The 20,333-nt window shown below is 74.6% G+C and carries 16 protein-coding genes and 2 pseudogenes; 9 read left to right on the top strand and 9 right to left on the bottom strand.

Annotated elements, in window-relative coordinates; translation table 11 throughout:
• The first annotated feature begins 404 nt into the window (after positions 1-404).
• Both rpsA and ABEB13_RS12195 read left to right on the top strand, forming a co-directional pair.
• Positions 405-1,901: a 30S ribosomal protein S1 gene (gene rpsA, locus ABEB13_RS12200; protein WP_345705529.1), complete on the top strand. Its 1,497-nt coding sequence runs from the start codon at positions 405-407 to the stop codon at positions 1,899-1,901.
• A gap of 176 nt (positions 1,902-2,077) precedes the next feature.
• Entirely contained in the window at positions 2,078-4,321 is a 2,244-nt protein-coding gene (locus ABEB13_RS12195; protein ID WP_345705528.1) for an MMPL family transporter, read from the top strand.
• 5 nt (positions 4,322-4,326) lie between these two features.
• Here the strand turns inward: ABEB13_RS12195 and ABEB13_RS12190 are convergent, their stop codons facing one another.
• Positions 4,327-4,470 carry a hypothetical protein gene (locus ABEB13_RS12190; protein WP_157818891.1) on the bottom strand — a complete coding sequence of 48 codons (144 nt, stop codon included), beginning with the start codon at positions 4,468-4,470 and terminating at the stop codon, positions 4,327-4,329.
• 125 nt (positions 4,471-4,595) lie between these two features.
• Positions 4,596-5,072 (bottom strand): MarR family winged helix-turn-helix transcriptional regulator, encoded by a 477-nt coding sequence (locus ABEB13_RS12185; RefSeq protein WP_345705527.1) that lies wholly within the window; start codon positions 5,070-5,072, stop codon positions 4,596-4,598.
• A 62-nt stretch (positions 5,073-5,134) separates the two neighbouring features.
• On the opposite strand from ABEB13_RS12185, the gene ABEB13_RS12180 reads away from it, so the two are divergent.
• Both ABEB13_RS12180 and ABEB13_RS12175 read left to right on the top strand, forming a co-directional pair.
• Complete coding sequence (locus ABEB13_RS12180; RefSeq protein ID WP_345705526.1) at positions 5,135-5,776, top strand: MBL fold metallo-hydrolase; 642 nt, start codon at positions 5,135-5,137, stop codon at positions 5,774-5,776.
• A gap of 144 nt (positions 5,777-5,920) precedes the next feature.
• Complete coding sequence (locus ABEB13_RS12175; RefSeq protein ID WP_345705525.1) at positions 5,921-6,553, top strand: hypothetical protein; 633 nt, start codon at positions 5,921-5,923, stop codon at positions 6,551-6,553.
• A 58-nt stretch (positions 6,554-6,611) separates the two neighbouring features.
• Here the strand turns inward: ABEB13_RS12175 and ABEB13_RS12170 are convergent, their stop codons facing one another.
• Entirely contained in the window at positions 6,612-7,529 is a 918-nt protein-coding gene (locus tag ABEB13_RS12170) for an alkaline phosphatase family protein (protein WP_345705524.1), read from the bottom strand.
• Positions 7,530-7,736: 207 nt separating this feature from the next.
• Between ABEB13_RS12170 and coaE the strand changes: the two genes are divergently transcribed.
• Entirely contained in the window at positions 7,737-8,336 is a 600-nt protein-coding gene (gene coaE / locus ABEB13_RS12165; protein ID WP_345705523.1) for a dephospho-CoA kinase, read from the top strand.
• 66 nt (positions 8,337-8,402) lie between these two features.
• Positions 8,403-8,942, top strand: coding sequence for a GNAT family N-acetyltransferase (locus ABEB13_RS12160; RefSeq protein ID WP_345705522.1), 540 nt, complete (start codon positions 8,403-8,405; stop codon positions 8,940-8,942).
• A gap of 486 nt (positions 8,943-9,428) precedes the next feature.
• Here the strand turns inward: ABEB13_RS12160 and ABEB13_RS12155 are convergent, their stop codons facing one another.
• Positions 9,429-10,277, bottom strand: a complete 849-nt coding sequence (locus ABEB13_RS12155; protein WP_345705521.1) for an SAM-dependent methyltransferase — start codon at positions 10,275-10,277, stop codon at positions 9,429-9,431.
• 119 nt (positions 10,278-10,396) lie between these two features.
• Entirely contained in the window at positions 10,397-10,885 is a 489-nt protein-coding gene (gene soxR / locus ABEB13_RS12150) for a redox-sensitive transcriptional activator SoxR (RefSeq protein ID WP_345705520.1), read from the bottom strand.
• Positions 10,886-10,975: 90 nt separating this feature from the next.
• Here soxR and ABEB13_RS12145 point away from each other — a divergent pair, with 90 nt between their 5' ends.
• Together ABEB13_RS12145 and ABEB13_RS12140 are read left to right on the top strand one after the other, a co-directional pair.
• Positions 10,976-11,710: a transketolase gene (locus ABEB13_RS12145; RefSeq protein ID WP_380232181.1), complete on the top strand. Its 735-nt coding sequence runs from the start codon at positions 10,976-10,978 to the stop codon at positions 11,708-11,710.
• A gap of 86 nt (positions 11,711-11,796) precedes the next feature.
• Positions 11,797-12,690 carry a transketolase family protein gene (locus ABEB13_RS12140; protein ID WP_345705519.1) on the top strand — a complete coding sequence of 298 codons (894 nt, stop codon included), beginning with the start codon at positions 11,797-11,799 and terminating at the stop codon, positions 12,688-12,690.
• Between the two features lie 42 nt (positions 12,691-12,732).
• On the opposite strand, the pseudogene ABEB13_RS12135 reads toward ABEB13_RS12140, so the two are convergent.
• A pseudogene (locus tag ABEB13_RS12135) lies at positions 12,733-13,908 on the bottom strand (MFS transporter); the annotation flags it as partial.
• A gap of 248 nt (positions 13,909-14,156) precedes the next feature.
• Here ABEB13_RS12135 and ABEB13_RS12130 point away from each other — a divergent pair.
• A complete protein-coding gene (locus tag ABEB13_RS12130; protein ID WP_345705518.1) occupies positions 14,157-14,984 on the top strand; it encodes an MBL fold metallo-hydrolase in 828 nt (275 codons plus the stop codon).
• Positions 14,985-15,016: 32 nt separating this feature from the next.
• Here ABEB13_RS12130 and ABEB13_RS12125 read toward each other — a convergent pair whose 3' ends face one another.
• From ABEB13_RS12125 to treY, 3 genes and pseudogenes are all read right to left on the bottom strand, one after another.
• Complete coding sequence (locus ABEB13_RS12125) at positions 15,017-16,111, bottom strand: M20 family metallopeptidase (RefSeq protein WP_345709642.1); 1,095 nt, start codon at positions 16,109-16,111, stop codon at positions 15,017-15,019.
• 44 nt (positions 16,112-16,155) lie between these two features.
• Positions 16,156-17,890 (bottom strand): annotated as a pseudogene (gene treZ, locus ABEB13_RS12120) (malto-oligosyltrehalose trehalohydrolase).
• Positions 17,887-20,256 carry a malto-oligosyltrehalose synthase gene (gene treY, locus ABEB13_RS12115; protein ID WP_345705517.1) on the bottom strand — a complete coding sequence of 790 codons (2,370 nt, stop codon included), beginning with the start codon at positions 20,254-20,256 and terminating at the stop codon, positions 17,887-17,889. The pseudogene treZ and the gene treY overlap by 4 nt, the downstream one beginning before the upstream one ends.
• Positions 20,257-20,333 lie beyond the last annotated feature (77 nt).

Here is a 20,333-nt window from a genome sequence, read left to right as displayed (position 1 = left end):
GTAGGGTGTCGGATGCGGAAGCGCCGCTGCCGTGAACCGGCCCTGCAAGGGGTCGGGTCGGGGCGGTGGCATCCGGGGAAGACCCCCTGCGATGGCCGCCGTGAGGTGCGCCATCGGAGGATATGGCCTGATCCATCCCGGCCTCTACCGGTCTCGCCGCGTTCGGCGTTGACCGTGCCCGGCTGTCCCCGTATGCTACAAGTTGCGCTGCGGGCCTGCGCGCCTCAGACGGAGCAGGTCGCGCTCGCATCTGTCGAAGACCCCACGGTCGCAAGACGGACACCCCCTGGATCCTTGGGAGAGGTGTGCCGTGTTCTTGGCTGTCCGGCCTTCGGTGGGAGCGATCAGGGCCCTCCGCGTGGCAGTACCTACGACTTCATGTCCGCACCGGAGCCCTTTTCCTAATGACGAGCCCCACCGACACCTCTGTCAGCACCACCCCGCAGGTCGCGGTCAACGACATCGGCGACGCGGAAGCGTTCCTCGCGGCGATCGACGAGACCATCAAGTACTTCAACGATGGCGACATCGTCGAGGGCATCATCGTGAAGGTCGACCGTGACGAGGTCCTCCTCGACATCGGTTACAAGACCGAGGGTGTCATCCCCTCCCGCGAGCTCTCGATCAAGCACGACGTTGACCCGCACGAGGTCGTCAAGGTCGGCGACGAGATCGAGGCCCTGGTTCTCCAGAAGGAGGACAAGGAGGGTCGTCTGATCCTGTCCAAGAAGCGTGCGCAGTACGAGCGCGCTTGGGGCACGATCGAGAAGATCAAGGAAGAGGACGGGATCGTCACCGGTACCGTCATCGAGGTCGTCAAGGGTGGTCTCATCCTCGACATCGGCCTCCGCGGCTTCCTCCCGGCCTCCCTGGTCGAGATGCGCCGCGTCCGCGACCTCCAGCCGTACGTCGGCAAGGAGCTCGAGGCCAAGATCATCGAGCTGGACAAGAACCGCAACAACGTGGTCCTGTCCCGCCGTGCCTGGCTGGAGCAGACCCAGAGCGAGGTCCGCCAGACCTTCCTCACCACCCTGCAGAAGGGCCAGGTGCGCTCCGGCGTCGTCTCCTCGATCGTCAACTTCGGTGCCTTCGTGGACCTGGGTGGCGTCGACGGCCTCGTGCACGTCTCCGAGCTGTCCTGGAAGCACATCGACCACCCGTCCGAGGTTGTCGAGGTCGGCCAGGAGGTCACCGTCGAGGTTCTCGACGTGGACATGGACCGCGAGCGCGTCTCCCTGTCGCTGAAGGCGACCCAGGAGGACCCGTGGCAGCAGTTCGCCCGGACGCACCAGATCGGCCAGGTCGTCCCCGGCAAGGTCACCAAGCTGGTTCCGTTCGGTGCGTTCGTCCGCGTGGACGAGGGCATCGAGGGTCTGGTCCACATCTCCGAGCTGGCCGAGCGCCACGTCGAGATCCCGGAGCAGGTCGTCCAGGTCGGCGACGAGATCTTCGTCAAGGTCATCGACATCGACCTCGAGCGTCGTCGCATCAGCCTCTCGCTGAAGCAGGCCAACGAGTCCCTCGGTGCCGACCCGGCGTCGGTCGAGTTCGACCCGACCCTGTACGGCATGGCTGCCTCGTACGACGACCAGGGCAACTACATCTACCCGGAGGGCTTCGACCCCGAGGCGAACGACTGGCTGCCCGGCTTCGAGAAGCAGCGTGAGGAGTGGGAGCGGCAGTACGCCGAGGCCCAGGCCCGCTTCGAGCAGCACCAGGCCCAGGTCATCAAGAGCCGTGAGGCCGACGCGGCGGCTGCCGCCGAGGCCGGCGAGGAAGCCCCGGTCTCCAGCGGTGGCGGCTCGTCGTACTCCTCCAGCAGCGACGAGGGCTCCGGCGCTCTCGCTTCGGACGAGGCGCTCGCCGCGCTCCGCGAGAAGCTGGCCGGCGGCCAGAGCTGATCGCAGCTGACGCGTAGTCACTGAGAAGAACCCCGCCCGGGGAACCGGGCGGGGGTTCTTCTTTTGCTTAAGTGGTCTTTATGGGCCGGAAATTGTGATATGAGGCTCATCGACCGTCTCTAGGTGGTTCGGGGGCTTGCGCCTACATTGAGATGAACTGCCCGAAAGGCCACTTCATGCGCAAACCCTCCACCGCAGCCGCCGACACCGAGGTCGGCGGTCGGCTCGCAGCTCTCGGTCGAGCGTGTCACCGCCACCGCCGCTGGGTCCTCGGCTTCTGGGCCCTGGTCCTGGTCGCGGGTGTCCTGATCGGGGGCCGGGTCTTCGAGGGGACGGTCGCCGGCGGTGGCGCGGGCGCCTCCGAGTCGGCGAAGGGCACCGCCGTGGTGCAGGCCGCCGACCCGGTGAAGGGCACCGTGACGGCGGTGGTGGACGGGACGCCGGTGAACGGCCCCGCCGTGCGCAGCGCGGTGAGTGCGGCCGCGACGGACGTCGCCCGGCTGCCCGGGGTGGCCTCGGTCGCCGACCCCTACACGAACGGCGGCTCCGCGCTGGTCTCGGCCGACGGCGACGCGGGGCTGGTCTCCGTCCGGATGACCGACGGCTCGACCCCGGCGCAGCTGTCCGCCGTCACCGACCGCCTGGCCGGCATCGAGGCGCCCGGGGCGCACGTGACCGTCGGCGGCGACCTCGTGCTGGAGCAGGAGGTCAAGCAGCAGACCGAGAAGGACACCCGCTTCGGGGAGATCGTCACGCTGCCGCTGACCCTGGTGGTCATGGTGCTGGTGTTCGGCGGTCTGGCCGCGGCCGGTCTGCCGGGGATCGGCGCGATCGCCTCGGTGGGCGGCGCCCTGCTCGCGATGTTCGGCTTCAGCCGGATCATGGACATCGACACCAGCGTGCTGCCGATCGCGACGGTGCTCGGCCTCGGCCTGTCGATCGACTACGCGCTGCTGATGGTCAACCGGTTCCGCGAGGAGCGCGGCCACGGTGCCACCATCGCGCAGGCGGTGGAGCGCACCGCCGCCACCGCGGGCCGGACGGTCGCCTTCTCCGGACTGACCGTGGCGGTGGCCCTGTCCGGACTGTTCGTCTTCACCAGCCCGGTCTTCCGCGCGGTCGGGGTGGCCGGGGTCAGTGTGGTGGTGATCGCGGTGGCGGCCGCCCTCACCCTCGTCCCGGCGCTGCTGGGCTTCGTCGGGCACCGGATCAAGGCGCCGACCGAGCCGGTGCCGGACGAGGGCTTCTTCTCGCGGACGGTGCGCCGGGTGCAGAAGCGCGCGGTGCCGGTGGTGTTGGTCTGTGTCGCGCTGCTGACCGCGGCCGGGGCGCCCTTCCTCGGCGCGCACCCGCGGACCTCGGGGGCGGACGCGCTGCCCAAGTCGTTCGCGGCCCGGCAGGTCGCCGAGACGGTGCAGCAGCGGTTCCCCCAGCAGGCCCAGGCGCCGGTCACGGTCGTGGTGGCGAGCAACCAGCGGGCCGCCCAGGCGTACGCCGACGAGGTGATCGCCAAGCTGCCCGGGGTGAGCGGGGTCCGCTCGGTCACCCCGGTGGGCGCCGACCTGTCCACGGTCGACGTGCTGGTCAAGGGTGATCCGCAGGGCGCGCAGGCCAGGCAGGTGGTCGCCGAGCTGCGCGAGCACCGGGGCGGGCTCACCACCTACGTGACCGGCGACGCCGCGTCCGTGGTGGACTTCAAGCACGAGATCGCGACCAGGGGCCCGTGGGCCCTCGGGCTGGTCGCTTTCGGCACGCTGCTGCTGCTCTTCCTGATGACCGGCTCGGTGGTGATGCCGGTCAAGGCGCTGCTGATGAACGTGCTGTCGCTGGGCGCCTCGCTCGGCGCGCTGACCCTGGTGTTCCAGCACGGGTACTTCAGCGGGCTGCTCGGCTTCACCCCGTCGGGCGGCCTGGAGACCTTCGTCCCGGTGCTGGTCTTCGCCTTCGCGTTCGGCCTGTCGATGGACTACGAGGTCTTCCTGCTGTCGCGGATCAAGGAGCTGTACGACCAGGGGCACGGCTGCACCCGGTCGGTGCAGCTCGGGCTCCAGCGCAGCGGAAAGATCATCACCTCGGCGGCGCTGCTGATGGTGATCGTCTTCGCCGGGTTCGCGGCCGGGCAGATGCTCATGGTCAAGCAGATGGGCATCGCCCTGGCGGTGGCCGTCGCGGTCGACGCGACGTTGGTGCGGTGCCTGCTGGTGCCGGCCGCGATGAGCCTGTTCGGCGAGTTCAACTGGTGGGCGCCGGCGCCGCTGCGCAGGCTGCACCGGCGGATCGGCCTCAGCGAGCACGTGGCGCTGCCGCCGCTGGGCGTGCAGCCCGTCCTGCCGGGCCAGCGCGCCGAGCAGCCGGCGGAGCGGTCGGCCGAGGAGTCGGCCGAGCGGTCGGCGCCGGAGCCCGTCGTCGTCAGGGGCTGACGTCGTCAGCGGTTGACGCAGGCGTTGCCGAAGCCGGGCGCGAGGCCGGCCGCGAGGTCCAGCGGACCGCAGGCCGCGGCGGAGCCGGCGCCGGCGAGAAGCAGGCCGCAGACGGCGGCGAGGACGAGGGCGGTGCGGACGGGGTTCATGGCGGGCGTCCCTTCGGGCGGGCGGTGCTGGGCGGTCTGCCCAACGCGCGGCCCCGGGCCCGGGTAGCGGCGGCGGCCCGCGATTCGCCCGCGCGGGTGGCGTGCGGCCTGCGGCGCGGGCCGGGTCAGGACAGGCGGCGCAGCAGTGGGACGGCCTCGCGCAGCAGGCGCTGCTCGTCGGGGGTCAGCCGCCGGGTGATGGCGGCGGCGATCTCGCCCTCGCGCCGGGCCCGCTGGGCGTGCAGGGCGGCGGTGCCGTCCGGTGTGGCGGTGAGGACGAGCTTGCGGCCGTCGGTGGGGTGCGGGTGCTGGGCGACGAGTCCGGCCTCGGTGAGCAGGGCGACGGTGCGGGCCATCGACTGGTGGCGGACCCGCTGGAGGGCGGCGAGCTCGCTGGTGGTGTGCGGGCCCTCGCGGACGAGACGGCCGAGGACGGCCGCCTGGTTCTGCGGCAGTTCGTCACCGGGGCGCAGTGCGCGGACGAGTTCGCCGACGGCGTTGCGGAGCTCGGCGGCGAGTTCGAGGGTTGCGGCGTCCGGGCCCTCGGCGTCCGGGGCGCCGTGCGCGGTGTGCTCGGCTCGCTGGAGGTCGGCGTCGTCCATGGGGCCATGCTACCCGACGGGTATACAGCGAAACTGTGCAGTCTTGCTGTATTGTTTGCCCCATGCGACTGACAAAGCTTGGGCACGCCTGCGTCCGGATCGAGCACGGGGACACCACGGTCGTCATCGACCCGGGCCTGTTCACCGAGGCCGACGCGCTGCAGGGCGCGGGCGCCGTCCTGATCACCCACGAGCACATGGACCACTTCGCCGAGGACCGGCTGCGCGCCGCCGTCGAGGCCGACCCGGGTCTGCGGATCTGGACCAACCGGGCGGTCGCCGACCAGCTGGAGGGCATCGCCGCCCACGTCCGGGTGGTCGGCGAGGGCGACGCGTTCGACATCGACGGCCTCGACGTGAGCGTCCACGGCGAGTGGCACGCCGTCATCCACCCCGACATTCCGCGGGTCGGCAACGTCGGCTTCCTGCTCGACGGCCGGCTCTTCCACCCCGGTGACGCGCTCACCCTGCCGCCGCACCGGGTCGACACCCTGCTGCTGCCCATCGCCGGCCCCTGGGCCAAGGTGTCCGAACTGATCGACTACACCCGGGAGGCAGGTGCCGGGCGGGCGGTCGGCATCCACGAGGCGGTGCTCAGCGAGGTCGGCCAGATGGTGCACGGCCGGCTGCTCGGCGAGGGCGGTCCCGGCACCGGCACGCCGTTCACCCAGCTCAAGGCGGGGGAGCAGATCGACCTGGGCTGACCTGCCCGGCGGGCCGCCGTGCCGGCGGGCAGTCACGTGGCGCCGCGTCAGGGGCCCGGCACGGCCGCCGCGCCCCGATGCGGTGTCAGGAACCGGCCGCCCCCGCCCGCCGTCCTTCGTCGGACACCCTACGGAGGAGTGACCGTGGACGTCCTGCCCGACCTGCTCGCCGCCCTGCCCGCGCTCGACGCAGGCCTCGACCCGGGCACGCCGTGGCCGCTGCGCCGGGTGGAGCTGCCGGTGCCGTCCGGCGCATCCCTGAGCGTCGGGGATCCGCTGGGCGGTGGCGGCTACGTCCTCGCCGCCCCCCGCGGCCTGGTGGCCTACCTCGTCCTGGGCGGCGACGCCGAGCGTACGGAGGTCGTGGCGGCTCTGCTGCGCCACGGTGAGACCCTCCCGGTCGAGGCGGACGAGGACGGTGACCGGCTCGACACCGACTCGGGCGTCCTGCTGGTCCACGCGTTCCCGGACGGCGGGCCCGCCGCTCTCCTGGCGCGGGCTCTCACCGCTGCCCGCCGCCCGGGCGGGGAGGGCAGCCGCGCGGGGGAGGCGAGCAGTGCGGGGGAGCGAGGCCGGGCGGGGCACCCGGCTGCCGGGTCGGAGCGGGCCGGGGTGTCGGCAGGCGGAGCGGTCGGCCTGCCCGACGACTTCGCGGAGGGCTGGCTGTCGGCGGCCGACGGGCCCGCCCTCGCGCTCCTCGTCGACCCGGACGGGCTCTCGGTCACCGGCTGCCGCGACGTCGAGGGGCGCGAGGTCGCGCTGCTGCTGCACCGCTGACCGCTCGCCGCCGGAGCGCCCGTCCGCCGCCGGACCGCGCCGGACCTCTGCCGCTCCCTCAGCCCGCCGGCACCGGGACCGGACCCGACGCCGGCACCGGGGCGGGCTCCGGCGCAGCCGTGAACGGCCGTCCGTCCAGGGTCCAGTGCGGATCCGGGACGATCTCCAGCGCCGCGTACACGTGCGCGGCGACATCCGTGTGGTGCGGCGGGCGCACCGGCCCGCCCGGCACGATGCCCGGGCCGCAGGCGGCGATCCACGCCGTCCGTTCCAGCTCGCTGCGCCCGCCGTGGCCGCCCGCCGGGACGTGGCCGTGGTCGGTCACCACGATGACCGTCCACTCCTCGTCCGGGTACGAGGCCCGGCCCCGGACGGCCGCCAGCAGCCGGCCCAACCGCCGGTCGGCGGCCTCCACCGAGCGCCGGTACTCCTCTCCGCAGCCCAGGAAGTGCGCGGTCTCGTCGGCCGCCCCGAGGTAGACGAACGAGGCCTGCGGGTCGTCGTCGCTGCGTCCGAGCACGTACTCGGCCTCGGCGGTGACCCGCTCGTCGCACTCCTCCCAGGCCTCCGGAGTGTCCGCGAGCGGCGCGATGTAGGACAGCCGTCCCGGCGCCGCGAACAGCGGGCCGCCGCTGCGGGCCAGGAACAGCGGCTCCCAGCCGCCCGCGGCGAAGGTCCGCCGGCGGTGCACGGCCGCCAGCCGGGTGGTGAAGTCCGGGAAGACGTCCAGCCGGTTGCCGCCGAGATGGTTGCCGAACACGCCGTGCTTGGCCACCCCCACCCCGGTGGTGATCGTCGCCCAGCACGGGCCGGACATGGTGGGTGTCGCCTCGTCGACCTCCACCCGGGCCAGGAAGCCGGCTCCGGCCACCCCGTCCAGGTGCGGGGTGTGCAGTTCGGGCAGCAGGTCCAGGCGGACGCCGTCGACACCGACGACCAGGACACGGCGGGGCCCGCAGGGCCAGGGGGCGGACACGGAGTGCTCCTCTCGACGGATGCGGCGAGTCGAACGGATCGACGTGTCCGAGACCCTAACCCGCCCGGACACCCCCGCCCGGACTGCGGACGGCCCGCCCCAGCAGAGTTCGCCGCCCCGGCACCCGATGTTCACCGTCGGTTCCCGGTGCCGGGCCGGTGCCGGGCCGGATCCGGGCGCGTCCGCGCCGGGCGATAGCCTGACGCCATGCTGAGGATCGGACTGACCGGCGGGATCGGCGCAGGCAAGAGCGAGGTGTCGCGGCGGCTCGCCGCCCACGGCGCGGTGATCGTCGACTCGGACCTGATCGCCCGTGAGGTGGTCGCCCCCGGCACCGACGGCCTGCGGGCCGTGGCCGCCGAGTTCGGCCCCGGGGTCCTGCTGCCCGACGGTGCGCTCGACCGCCCCGCGCTCGGCGCCCTGGTCTTCGCCGACCCCGGCCGGCTCGCTGCGCTCAACGCGATCGTCCACCCGCTGGTGCGGGCCCGTTCCGCCGAACTCGAAGCGGCCGCCGGCCCCGACGACATCGTGGTGCACGACGTCCCGCTGCTCGCCGAGAACGGCCTCGCGGGTCTGTACGAGCTGGTGATCGTGGTGGACGTGCCCGACGACGTCCGGATCGACCGGCTGGTACGGCTGCGCGGCATGACCGAGGACGAGGCGCGGGCCCGGATGGCCGCGCAGGCCACCCGGACGGACCGCCTCGCCGTCGCCGACGTCGTCATCGACAACAGCGGCCCGCTCGCCGACCTCGCCGCCCGGGTCGACGAGGTCTGGCAGCAGCTCAAGGAACGTCAGGCCGGTTAGGGCTGTTCGCGGTTCGGACCCGGGCGGGGTCGAACGTCCCGTGCGGTGGGCGGGTAGCGTGCGGGGATGGAACATCTGGGATCCGTGAGGTGGCCGCCCGAGCCGATCAGGACGGAGAGGCTCGTGCTCCGTGCGTCCGAGACCCGGGACCGCGCGGCCTTCGTCGAGCTGCTCGCCTCGCCGGAGGTGCACACCTACCTCGGCGGCCCCCGTCCCCGCGACGAGCTCGAGCGCGAGCTGCCCGGGGCGCCCGAGCGGTGGCCCGGGAGCTTCGTCGTCGATCTCGACGGGTCGATGATCGGCCAGATCCTGCTCAGGAGGGCCACCGGGCACCGCCGCCCCGCCGCCGCGGGGAAGGCCGATCTCGGCTACCTGTTCCTGCCGCGGGCATGGGGATTCGGGTACGCCGCCGAGGCGTGCGCGGCAGCACTCGGCTGGCTCGCCGGCGCCCTTCCCGGTGAGCCGGTGGTGCTCACCACCCAGACCGCCAACGAAGGCTCGATGCGTCTCGCGGTGAAGCTGGGTTTCACCGAGGTGGAGCGGTTCGAGGCCTGGGGCGCCGAGCAGTGGCTCGGCATGCGGTCCCCGGCCGAACCCTCCCGTTGAGTCCGCCCGGACGGACCGCGGGCGAGCCGCTCCTGCCCGGACCGAGCGCGGGACGAAGCCGGCCCACGCCCGCCTCGGCACGGTCGCTGCCGCGGCCCTCGCGATCCGGCCCTGCGGGTGATCGTCACGGCGGTGCCTGGTCGTTCTGCGGCGCACCGTGGGTCCCGTTCGCCCCGGCAGCCCCAACGGCCGGAGGGACCGGTCAGTGCGACGGTCCGAGCAGCGATGGTGATCGACTCCAGGACTTCCGCGCCCGAGTCGAAGCCGACCGCCGCCCAGTAGTCGTCCGGCGTGGCCCCGACGGACAGCGACAGCGCCGGTCCGGTGAGGCCGTCCGCCTCGACCACGAGCAGGTCGACGTGCCGATCGCCGTGCCGCCCGGCCGGCGCGGCGAGCGCCGGCCAGGCGTCCGGGTTCGGGGTCATGAGGCGGTGTCCTGGTCCTCGGGCTGCCGAGGGGCGGTCCGGAGCCTGTGCCGACGGTCGGTCAGGGCTTGCGGGCGACGCCCGACCAGATGGCGATCTCGGCGTCCTCGGCCGTCGGGGCCTGCTCCGGGCGCCACTGCGGTGCGGTGACCAGGCCGGGCTCCAGCAGCTCCAGGCCGTCGAAGAACCGCTGCACCTGCTCCTTGCTGCGCAGGCTCAGCTGCGCCGTGGCGCTGCGGTAGACCATCGGGCCCTTGGCGGCCTGCGCCGGGTCGGTGAAGTCGCCGGTGGCGTGCGAGAGGGCGAGGTAGCTGCCGGAGGGCAGCGCGTCGACCAGCTGCCGGACGATCGCGTACGGGTCGTCCGCGTCGTCGATGAAGTGCAGCACCGCGAAGAGCAGCAGCGCGACCGGCTGCCCGGCGTCCAGCAGGTCGCGGACCACCGGGTCCGCCAGGATCGCCGCAGGCTCGCGCAGGTCGGCCTGGCGGACGGTGACCGTGCCGCGTCCCGCGCCGGCCAGCAGGGCCCGGCTGTGCACCAGCACGATCGGGTCGTTGTCCAGGTAGGCGACCCGGGCGTCCGGCAGGACGAGCTGCGCGGTCTCGTGGGTGTTGCCGACGGTCGGGATGCCGGTGCCGATGTCCACGAACCGGTCGACGCCGAGCTCGGCGAGGTGCCGGACGGCGCGCTGCAGGAACGCCCGGTTGGCCTGGGCGCTGAGCCGGACCAGGGGGCTGAGCGCCAGCACCTTCTCCGCGGCCTCGCGGTCCGCCGGGAAGTTGTCCTTGCCGCCCAGGTAGTAGTCGTACATCCGGGCGGGGTGGGGTATCTCCGGACGCAGGTCGACCTGCGGGCCGGGCTCCTCGTCGGTGGACATCCACTCCAGCGAGACGTCCTGATTGTCGGTCATGTCCAAGCTCCCCGTGGCTGGTCGGCGCTCACCCGGGCAGCATAGACGGGCCCGCCGCGCCGTTCGCGGGGAACCGGTCGATCGTGATCACCCGATGGCTGGATCCGGACAGCGGACGATCAGTCCTCGGCCGGTACCGGTGCGGGGCCCGCGGCCGGATCCCCGGTCAGCAGGTAGCGCGCACCCGGCCCGGCGTCTCCCGCCCGGTCCTCCGCGTTGTACAGCGAGCAGTGCGTCAGCGACAGGCAGCCGCAGCCGATGCATCCGGTCAACTTCCTTTTGAGAAGTTCGAGTTCGGCGATCTGCCGGTCGATGCGGCTCTGCCAGGTGCCGGCCACCGCGCCCCACTCGGCGGGGCTCGGGGCACGGTCCTCCGGCAGTCGGCCCAGTGCGGTGCCGGCCTCCTCCAGGGACAGCCCGACCCGCTGGGCGGCGCGGACGAACGCGATCCGGCGCAGCGTCGTCCGGGCGTAGCGGCGCTGGTTGCCGGCAGTCCGTTCGGCGTGGATCAGGCCCAGTCGCTCGTAGTAGCGCAGTGCGGAGGGGGCCAGCCCGCTGCGGGCGGCCAGTTGGCCGACGGTCAGCAGGTCGTGGCGGCTCGGTCCCATGCGGAGAGGATAGCGCTTGACCTGAAGTCGACTTCACCTTGCAGGATCGGTGTCATGACCGCCACCACCACCGGGGCCACCGCGCCCGCCATGTCCGCTGCGTCCACCGCGCCCGCCACGGCCACCGCGGCGCCGGGCCGACGGCCGTACGGATTCACCGAACTGCCCTCCCTGATGGGCCTGATGACCGGGGACGAGAAGCACGGCCCGGCCGCGACCTCCACCCTGGACGTGCTCTGGGTCCTGTACGACCGCGTCCTGCGGGTCGGCCCGGAGACCGCCGACGCCCCCGACCGCGACCGCTTCCTGCTGTCCAAGGGCCACGGGCCGATGGCCTACTACGCGGTGCTCGCCGCCAAGGGCTTCCTGCCGGTGGAGGTGCTGCCGAGCTTCGGCGGCTACGACTCGCCGCTCGGCCACCACCCGGACCGGCTGCTGCTGCCCGGGGTCGAGATCGCCTCCGGTTCGCTCGGTCACGGCCTGCCCCTCGCCGTCGGCACCGCGCTCGGGCTGCGGGCCCAGGGCCTCACCGAGCCGTCCGTCTGGGTCCTGGTCGGCGACGCCGAGTTCGACGAGGGCAGCAACCACGAGGCGCTCGCCTACGCCGGTGCCGCCGGCCTGGACCGCCTGCACACCGTCGTCATCGACAACTCCTCGGCCACGCACGGCTGGAGCGGCGGCATCGCGGCCCGCTTCGCCACCGAGGGCTGGTCCACCGCCACCGTCGACGGCCGCGACCACGAGGCGCTGCACGCCGCCTTCACCGCCCCGCACCCCGGGCGGCCGCACGCGGTCGTCGCCCGTGTCGAGCCCAAGAACGCCTGAACACCCGCAGCACCCGCAGTACCCGCACCCCGCAGTACCCGCACCCCGCATCCCGCAGTCACACCCCGCACCCGAGAGGCCCACCGATGGACACCATGCGCGAGCGCTTCGCCGCCGTCACCACCGACCTGCTCGACCGCGACCCGCGGCTGGCCGTCGTGCTCGCCGACATCGGCGTGGACGGCTTCCGGCAGGCCGCCGACCGGCACCCCGACCGGGTGATCAACGTCGGCATCCGCGAACAGCTGCTGATCGGCGCCGCGGGCGGTCTCGCCCTCACCGGCCTGCGGCCGATCGCCCACACCTTCGCCAGCTTCCTGGTCGAGCGCCCGTGGGAACAGATCAAGCTCGACCTCGTCCACCAGGACGTCGGCGCCGTTCTGGTCAGCGCCGCCGGTTCCTACGACTGGCCCGCCGGTGGCCGCACCCACATGGCCCCCGGTGACGTCGCCCTGCTGGACACCCTGCCGGGCTGGACGGTCCACGTGCCCGGTCACCCCGACGAGGCGGAGACCCTGCTGCGGCACGCCGCCGCCGACGGCGACAGCCGTGTCTACCTGCGGCTGTCCGCGCACCGCAACGCGGCGGCCCGGCCGGTGGAGCCGGGCCGCCTGCTGCCGGTGCGCACGGGTGCCCGCGGCACCGTGGTCGCCGTCGGCCCGATGCTCGACGCCGTCCTGGAGGCCACCGAGGGCCTGGACACCACCGTGCTGTACGCCGCCACGGTGCGCCCCTTCGACGCGGCGGGCCTGCGGGCCGCGGTCGGCGACCGCCCGGACGTCGTCCTGGTCGAGCCCTACCTCGCCGGCACCTCCGGGGCGGCCGCCCACGACGCCCTGGCCGACCTACCGCACCGGGTGCTCGGCCTCGGCGTGCCCCGCGAGGAGCACCGCCACTACGGCTCCGTCCCCGAGCATCTCGCCGCCTACGGCCTCGACGCGGCCGGCCTGCGCGCCCGGATCGCCGAGTTCCTCCGGTGACGGCGGTACGACCCGGGGCGCGTGCGGCCGCCCCGGCCGTCCGCGCAGCGGCGAGCGCCGGGCGGCGGCGAGGGCCGCGGCCGCGCCCAGGGCCACGGCGGCTGCGGTGAACCCGGCCGGCGCGCCCGCCCGGTCGACCAGCAGGCCGGCCGCGGAGGAGCCGAGCGCGCTGCCCAGGTTGTACGCCGTGTTGACCCAGGCACCGGCCTCCGTCCGGGACCCGGCCGGCACCAGCACGTCGACCAGCAGATACCCGGTCACCAGCAGCGCGTCCGTGCACGCGCCCGCCAGCACCAGGGCGACACCCGCGCCGGCCGGTGACGGCGCGAGCACCGGTACCGCGTAGCAGCCGGCCGCCGCCGCGGCCAGCACCAGCAGCCGCCGACCCGGACCGGCCCGCCAGGTCCGCCGGCCGTAGGCCAGCGCGCCCACCGCCCCGCCGACCGAGAACAGCGCGAGCAGCGGACCGGCCACGCCCGCACCCCAGGTGGCGACGATCGCGATCTCGTCCAGCGCCAGCGCGCCCGCGACCGCGGCCACCACCAGCAGCAGCGGGGCGAAGCCCGGCGCCCGCAACGGGCCGGTCACCACCCCCGAGGACGACGGCGCAGTCGGTGTGCGGCGGCCGCGCAGCGCGTGCGCGAACACCGCGAAGGCCACCACGAACAGGGCCGCGCAGGCCGCCAGCGCCACCGGGGCGGACCAGGCCGCGACCAGCAGCCCGCCCAGGACCGGGCCGAGGGCGAACACCGTCGACTCGGCGACCGTGTCGAGGCTCAGCGCACGCTGGCGCTGCTCCTCGTCCGCGGCCAGTTCGCCCCACAGGGTGCGCATCAGCGGCCCGACCGGGGGCGGGAACAGTCCGGCGAGCACGGCCAGGACGATCGCGGCCCACACGGGCAGCGTCAGCGCGGCGCCGGCCGCCAGCGCGGTCAGCAGCAGGGCGTGCGCGGCCGCCAGGGCCGGGAGTGCGACCGGCCGGCGTTCGACGAGCCGGGCGCGCAGCGGGCCCAGCAGGGCGCAGACCAGGCCGAACAGGCCCACGGCGGTGCCGGCCGCGGCGTACGAGCCGGTGCCGTCCCGCAGGGCGAGCAGCAGGGGCAGCGGCAGCACGCCGTAGCAGAGCCGGGCCAGCAGGGCGGCGGCGAACGGCGTGCGGGCATGGGGGAGTGCGAGGACAGCGCGATAGCCGGCGCTGCCCCTGACGGGGCGTGGCATGAGGGGTCTCCGGTACGAAGAAGGGGAACTGACGGATCGGCGGCGCCCCGCCCGCCTCGCGTCGGCGAGGGGCGGTGGCGGGGGCGATCCGTCAGTGCGGCCCGGAGATGTCCATACTGGTGATCGTAGGCGATCGGTTGCAGGCGTGACCAGACCCCGGCCGGCCGCCGTTCCGCCCCGCTGCCTGCCTGCCTGCCCGTTCGTCCGTACCGCCGGTACCGCCTGTGCCATCGCCCGAAGGAGTCCCGATGCCCGCCGCCCGGCCGCTCGACGTCCGCTGGATCCACGGCTCCCCGTCGGCGAAGCACGACACCGACCCCGAGATCCAGGTGCACGCCTACGACGAGGACACGTACATCCTGCGGCAGAACAAGTCGGTCGACTACGAAGCACCTTTCCTGTACCTGCTGTTCGGCTCCGAACGGGCCGTCCTGGTCGACACCGGCGCGACCGCCGACCCGGCGCACTTCCCGCTGCGCCGTACCGTGGACGCGCTGATCGACGCCCGGTCGGCCCACGGGTCCGGCAGCGGGTACGGGCTGCTGGTGGCGCATACCCACGGGCACGGCGACCACGTCGCCGGTGACGGCCAGTTCGCCGGACGGCCGGGGACGGAGCTGGTGCCCGCGGGGGAGGCGCTCGCCCGGTTCGGCCTCACCGGCGAGGAGCCGGGCACTCTGGAGCTCGGCGGGCGCACCCTGGAGTGCCTGGCCACGCCGGGCCACCACGCGTCCGCGGTCACCTGGTTCGACCCGAGGACGGGCTTCCTGCTGACCGGTGACACCGTCTACCCGGGCCGGCTGTACGTCGAGGACTGGGCGGCCTTCGTCCGCACCGTCGACCGGCTGGTCGACTTCGCCGCGGCCCGCCCGGTGACGCACGTCCTCGGCTGCCACATCGAGATGACCACCGAGCCCGGCGTGGACTACCCGGTCCGCACGACCTACCAGCCGGACGAGCCGCCACTGGAACTCTCCGTCGCCGACCTGCACGACCTGCAGCGGGCCTGCCGGGAGATCGGCGACCGGCCGGGCCGTCACCCGTACCGCCGGTTCGTCGTGGTGAAGCCGGACTGACCCACTGTCCGGTGCCGCTCTCCGGCGTGCCGTCAGGCGGTGCGGATCGTCTCCACCAGGCCGGCCACCAGGTGCGCGCGCTCGGCCATGGCGCCGACCAGCAGGTACTCGTGGTCGGCGTGCGCACCGCCGCCGACCGCGCCGAGCCCGTCGAGGGTCGGCACCCCCAGTGCGGCCGTGAAGTTGCCGTCGCTGCCGCCGCCGACCGCCCGGCCTTCGAGGCCGGGGAGCAGCCGCTGCGCGACCGCGAAGAGCCCGGCCGACGCCGACTCCGGCATCGGCGGCCGTCCGACGCCGCCCTGCACGGTGATCCTCGCCCCGTCGAGGTGCGGGGCGAGTGCGGCGAACGCCGCCTCGATGCGCGCCGTCTCGGCGGCCGACTCGACCCGGACGTCGACGACGACGGTCGCCTCCGCGGGCACGACGTTGTCCAGGGTGCCGGCGGCCGCGACGGTCGGGGTGACGGTGGTGCCGATCCCCGGCCGGTCGAGCGCGGCGATGTCCAGCACCTGGTGGGCCGCCTCGACCAGGGCGTTGATCCCGGCGGCGGGCTCCAGACCCGCGTGCGAGGCCCGGCCCGCGACGGAGACCCGGAAGGTGCCGCAGCCCTTGCGGCCGGTCTTCAGCGCGCCGCCGTCGGCGGCGCCCTCCAGGACGAGGACGGCGCCGCAGGCCAGCGCCCGTTCCTCCAGCAGGGCGCGGGACGCGCCGGAGCCGACCTCCTCGTCACAGGTCACCAGGATCTCGACGCCCGACCGGTCCTCCAGCGTCGCGAGGCCGTGCACCGCCTGGACGAGGCCGCCGAGCATGTCGAAGACGCCGGGGCCGGTCGCCCGCCCGTCGGCCACCGCGAACGGGCGGCGGGCCAGGGTGCCGAGCGGGAACACCGTGTCGTGGTGGCCGAGCAGCAGCACCCGCGGGCTGCCGCCGCCCGACCAGTGGACGTGCGGCCCGGCCTCGCTCTCGACCAGCACGGCCTGCCCGCCGAGGCGGCTCTCGATGACGGCGGCGACCGTCTTCGCCGAGGCGGCCAGGGCGGCGACGTCCCGTGACGGGGACTCGGTCTCCACCAGCGTCCTGAGGTCCTCGATCATCGCCTCGACGCTCACGCCGGCGGTCCTGTGCATCGTCACCGCGCCAGGGTACGCGGCACGCCGTGGCGGCCCGGAGGTCACCCGACCCGCACCACCGCCGTCGACTCCGCCGCCAGGTGCAGCGAGCCGTCCGACTCGGGCCAGGCGTCGCCGAACAGCGCGAGGGTGTCCGCGTACGGGCGGTCGAGGGCGATCCGGCGCGGCCCGTCGCCGCCGAGGTGCACGACCACCCGGTACGGGCCGCGGTGCACCACCAGCCACTGCTGCGCGGCGTCGTGGTCGACCCGGACGGCGCCGAGATCCGGGTCGGTCAGCTCGGGGTGGGTGCGGCGCAGCCGGATCAGCCTGCGGTACCAGTCGAGCAGCCCGGCGTGCGGTTCGCGGGCGGGCTCAGACCAGTCGAGGACGGAGGCGAGGACGGTCGCGCGGGCCTGCGGGTCGGGGACGTCCTCCGGCCGCCAGCCGTGCTCGGCGAACTCCCGGCGGCGGCCCTGCCGGACGGCCTCCGCGAGGCCGGGGTCGGTGTGGTCGGTGAAGTACTGCCAGGGGGTGGCCGCCCCCACTCCTCGCCCATGAACAGCATCGGGGTGAACGGCGAGGTCAGCACCAGGGCGGCCCCCGCGGCCAGCCGGCCCGGGGAGAGCGTCGCCGACAGCCGGTCGCCGGCCGCCCGGTTGCCGACCTGGTCGTGGGTCTGCAGGTACCCGAGCAGCCGGTGCCCGTACGCCGTCGGGAAGGGCCGGCCGTGCGAGCGCCCGCGGAACGAGGACCAGCCGCCGTCGTGGAAGAACCCCCGGTGAGGGCCTTGGCGCAGGCGGCGTACGGGTCGGCCGCGAAGTCCGCGTAGTAGCCGTGCGACTCGCCGGTCAGCAGGGTGTGCAGGGCGTGGTGGTAGTCGTCGCTCCACTGGGCGGCCAGGCCCAGGCCGCCGGCCTGCCGCGGCGCGGTGGTGCGCGGGTCGTTGAGGTCGGACTCGGCGATCAGGAACAGCGGCCGGCCGCTCGCCACCGCCAGCCGCTCGACCTCCGCGGCGAGCTCCTCCAGGAACGGCAGCGCCCGGTCGTCGGCCAGCGCGTGCACCGCGTCCAGCCGCAGCCCGTCGATCCGGTAGTCCCGCAGCCAGGCGAGCGCGCTGCCGATCAGGTAGCGGCGGACCTCGTCGGAGCCGGGCGCGTCCAGGTTGACCGCTGCGCCCCACGGCGTGTGGTGCCGTTCGGTGAAGTACGGGCCGTAGGCGGGGAGGTGGTTGCCGGACGGGCCGAGGTGGTTGTGCACCACGTCCAGCACCACGCCGAGCCCCTTGCGGTGCGCCGCGTCGACGAACCGCTTGAGGCCGTCCGGGCCGCCGTACGGCTCGTGCACCGCCCACGGCGCGACGCCGTCGTACCCCCAGCCGTACCGGCCCGGGAAGGGGCAGACCGGCATCAGCTCGACCAGGTCCACGCCCAGCTCCACCAGGTGGTCCAGCCGTTCGGCGGCCGCGTCGAAGGTGCCGCCCGGGGTGAAGGTGCCCACGTGCAGCTCGTACACCACGCTGCCGGGCAGCGCCCGGCCCCGCCACGGCACGTCGGACCAGCGGAAGGCGGCGTGGTCGACCGGCCGGCTGGGGCCGTCCGGGCCGTCCGGCTGGCGCGGCGAGCGGGGGTCGGGCAGCAGCGGGCCGCCGTCGAGCCGGAACCCGTACGCGCCGTCGGGGGCGTCGGCCTGCCACCAGCCGTCCGCACCCCGGGCCGGTGCCATCGGGTGCGCGGCGCCCCCGACCTCCACGTCGACCCGCCCGGCCTCGGGCGCCCACACCCGGTACGTCCTCATCGGCCCTCCGTCAGCAGCGCGACCGGGTGGTGCTCCAGCAGCCAGGCGACCTGCAGCGGCCCGCCCTCGTAGTGGCGTTCGGTCAGCTCGTCCGTCCAGCGGCCCGGCGGCAGCTCCAGCACGGTGTCCCGCCAGCCGCCGGAGCGGCGCAGCCCGTACGGCAGCCGGGTGACCGCGGTGATCACGTCGGTGCCGCGGGCGAAGGCCAGCAGGTGCTCGGCGGCCGGCCCGGTCGCGGCCAGCGGCCGGTAGCGGCCGAGCGGGCGGGTGCGCCGCAGGTGCAGGGCGGTGGTGGTCAGGTGCAGCTTCTCGCGGGCGAGGTCGCCGGTGCGCTCGGCCGGCGAGTCGGTGAGCCGCACGGCGGCCGCGCCCAGGTCGACCGGTGCGCGGTTGTCCGGGTCGACCAGGGTGTACAGCGGCTCCTCGCCGCCCTGGTACACGTCCGGCACGCCGGGCACGGTCAGGTGCAGCAGGGCCGCGGCGAGGGTGTTGGACCGGGCGTAGGGGGCGAGGAGCGCCACGAAGCCGGCGATCCGCGGGGTGAGCCCGGGGTTGTCGAGGGCCCCTCGGGCCCAGCCGGACAGCGCCTGTTCGAAGCCCTCGTCGGGGGTCGTCCAGGACGTCCGGAGCTTCGCCTCCCGGGCCGACTTCAGCACCACCTGGACGAGCCGCTCCTCGGTCAGCGGCCAGCCGGCGACCAGGGTCTGCCACAGCATCCAGGCCGCGGAGCGGTCCGGGCAGGGGCCTGCGGCGGACGTCCAGGCGGTGCATTCGGCGGCCCACGCCTCGGGCAGCTCGGCCAGCACGGCGAGCCGGGCCCGCGCGTCGGCGCTGCGCTTGGTGTCGTGGGTGGACAGTGCCGTCATGCCCTGCGGCCAGTCGGCCTCCTGCCGTGCGCACCAGTCGTGGAAGGCGGTGGGGGCGACGCCCGGGTGCGCCGGGTCGCCGCCGACCTCGTTCAGGGCGAGCAGGGCGTTCCACCGGTAGAACGCCGTGTCCTCGACGCCCTTGGCGGCGATCGCCGAGGTGGTCTGGGCGAAGCGGTGGCAGAACTCGTCCTTCTCCGGGCTGCGGCCGAGCCGGCCCAGCACCAGGTCGCGCAGCAGCCGGTCGGCCGCGCCGCCGCCCTCGCCGAGGTGGGCCACGGCCTCGGCCGGGGCCGCCTCGCCGGGCACCACGTACGGCCGGTACACCGGGTGGTCGGTGAGCAGGGCGCACAGCGCGTCCCGCAGCGCCGGCAGCGGGTGGTCGGCGAGGGCCGGCTCGTCGTTGCCGATCCGCTGCACCAGCCGCAGCAGGCGGTCCACCTCGGCGGCGAGTTCGCCGTGCGGGCCGACCAGTTCGGCGCGGCCGCGCCGGGCGGCCTCGGCGGCGGTCGTCCGGTCGGCGACGTCCCGCTGGTAGGCGGCGACCAGGCGGCCCGCCCCCGCGTGGTCGATCAGCACCCCGTCGATCCGGCGCAGCGCGTCGTACCCGGTGGTGCCGGCACACGGCCAGTCGGCGGGCAGCCGCTCCTCGCCGGTGAGGATCTTCTCCACCACCGTGTACGCGTCGCCGGTGGCCTCGGCGAGCCGCCGCAGGTAGCCGCGCGGGTCGGCCAGCCCGTCCGGATGGTCGATCCGGAAGCCGTCCAGCACCCCCTCGTCGTGCAGCCGCAGCAGCACGTGGTGGGTGGCCCGGAACACCTCCGGGATCTCCACCCGGACGGCGATCAGGTCGTTGATGGCGAAGAACCGCCGGTAGTTCAGCTCACTGCTGGCCAGCCGCCACCAGGCCAGCCGGTACCACTGGCGTTCCAGCAGTTCGGGCAGCGGCAGCCGCGCGGTGCCCTCCCGCAGCGGGAAGGCGTGCTCGTGGTAGCGCAGCACCTCGCCGTCGACGGTCAGCTCGCCGAGGACGGCGCCGAGCCGGTCGCCGAGCAGCGGCAGCAGCAGCCGGCCCCGGCCGGGTGCGTCCGCCGGGCCGGGCTGCGCCGTCCAGTCGATGTCGAACCACGGCGCGAACGGCGAGTCGGGGCCGTCCCGCAGCACGTGCCAGAGCGGCTGGTTCAGCTGTTCGGGGACGGGCAGCGCCATGTGGTTGGGCACCACGTCGGCGATCAGGCCCAGCCCGTGGCGGTGCGCCTCCGCGGCCAGCGCGCGCAGCGCCTCCTCGCCGCCGAGCTGCTCGCTGATCCGGCTGTGGTCGACCGTGTCGTAGCCGTGGGTGGAGCCGGGCGCGGCCTCCAGCAGGGGCGACAGGTGCAGGTGGGAGACACCTAGCGCGGCCAGGTACGGCACCGCACGCTCGGCGTCCCGCAGGGTGAACCCCGGCTGGAGCTGGAGGCGGTAACTGGCCGTCGGAGGGCGTGCGGCGGCGGAGGTCATGCCGTGATGCCTACCCGCCCCGGACGGCGGCTATGGCCGCTGTCGTACGAACGGGGGACGGTGCGTCCGTGCGGGCG

The sequence above is a fragment of the Kitasatospora paranensis genome (assembly GCF_039544005.1).
GTDB lineage: Bacteria > Actinomycetota > Actinomycetes > Streptomycetales > Streptomycetaceae > Kitasatospora > Kitasatospora paranensis.
This window is presented reverse-complemented; position numbering and strand designations above follow the sequence as displayed.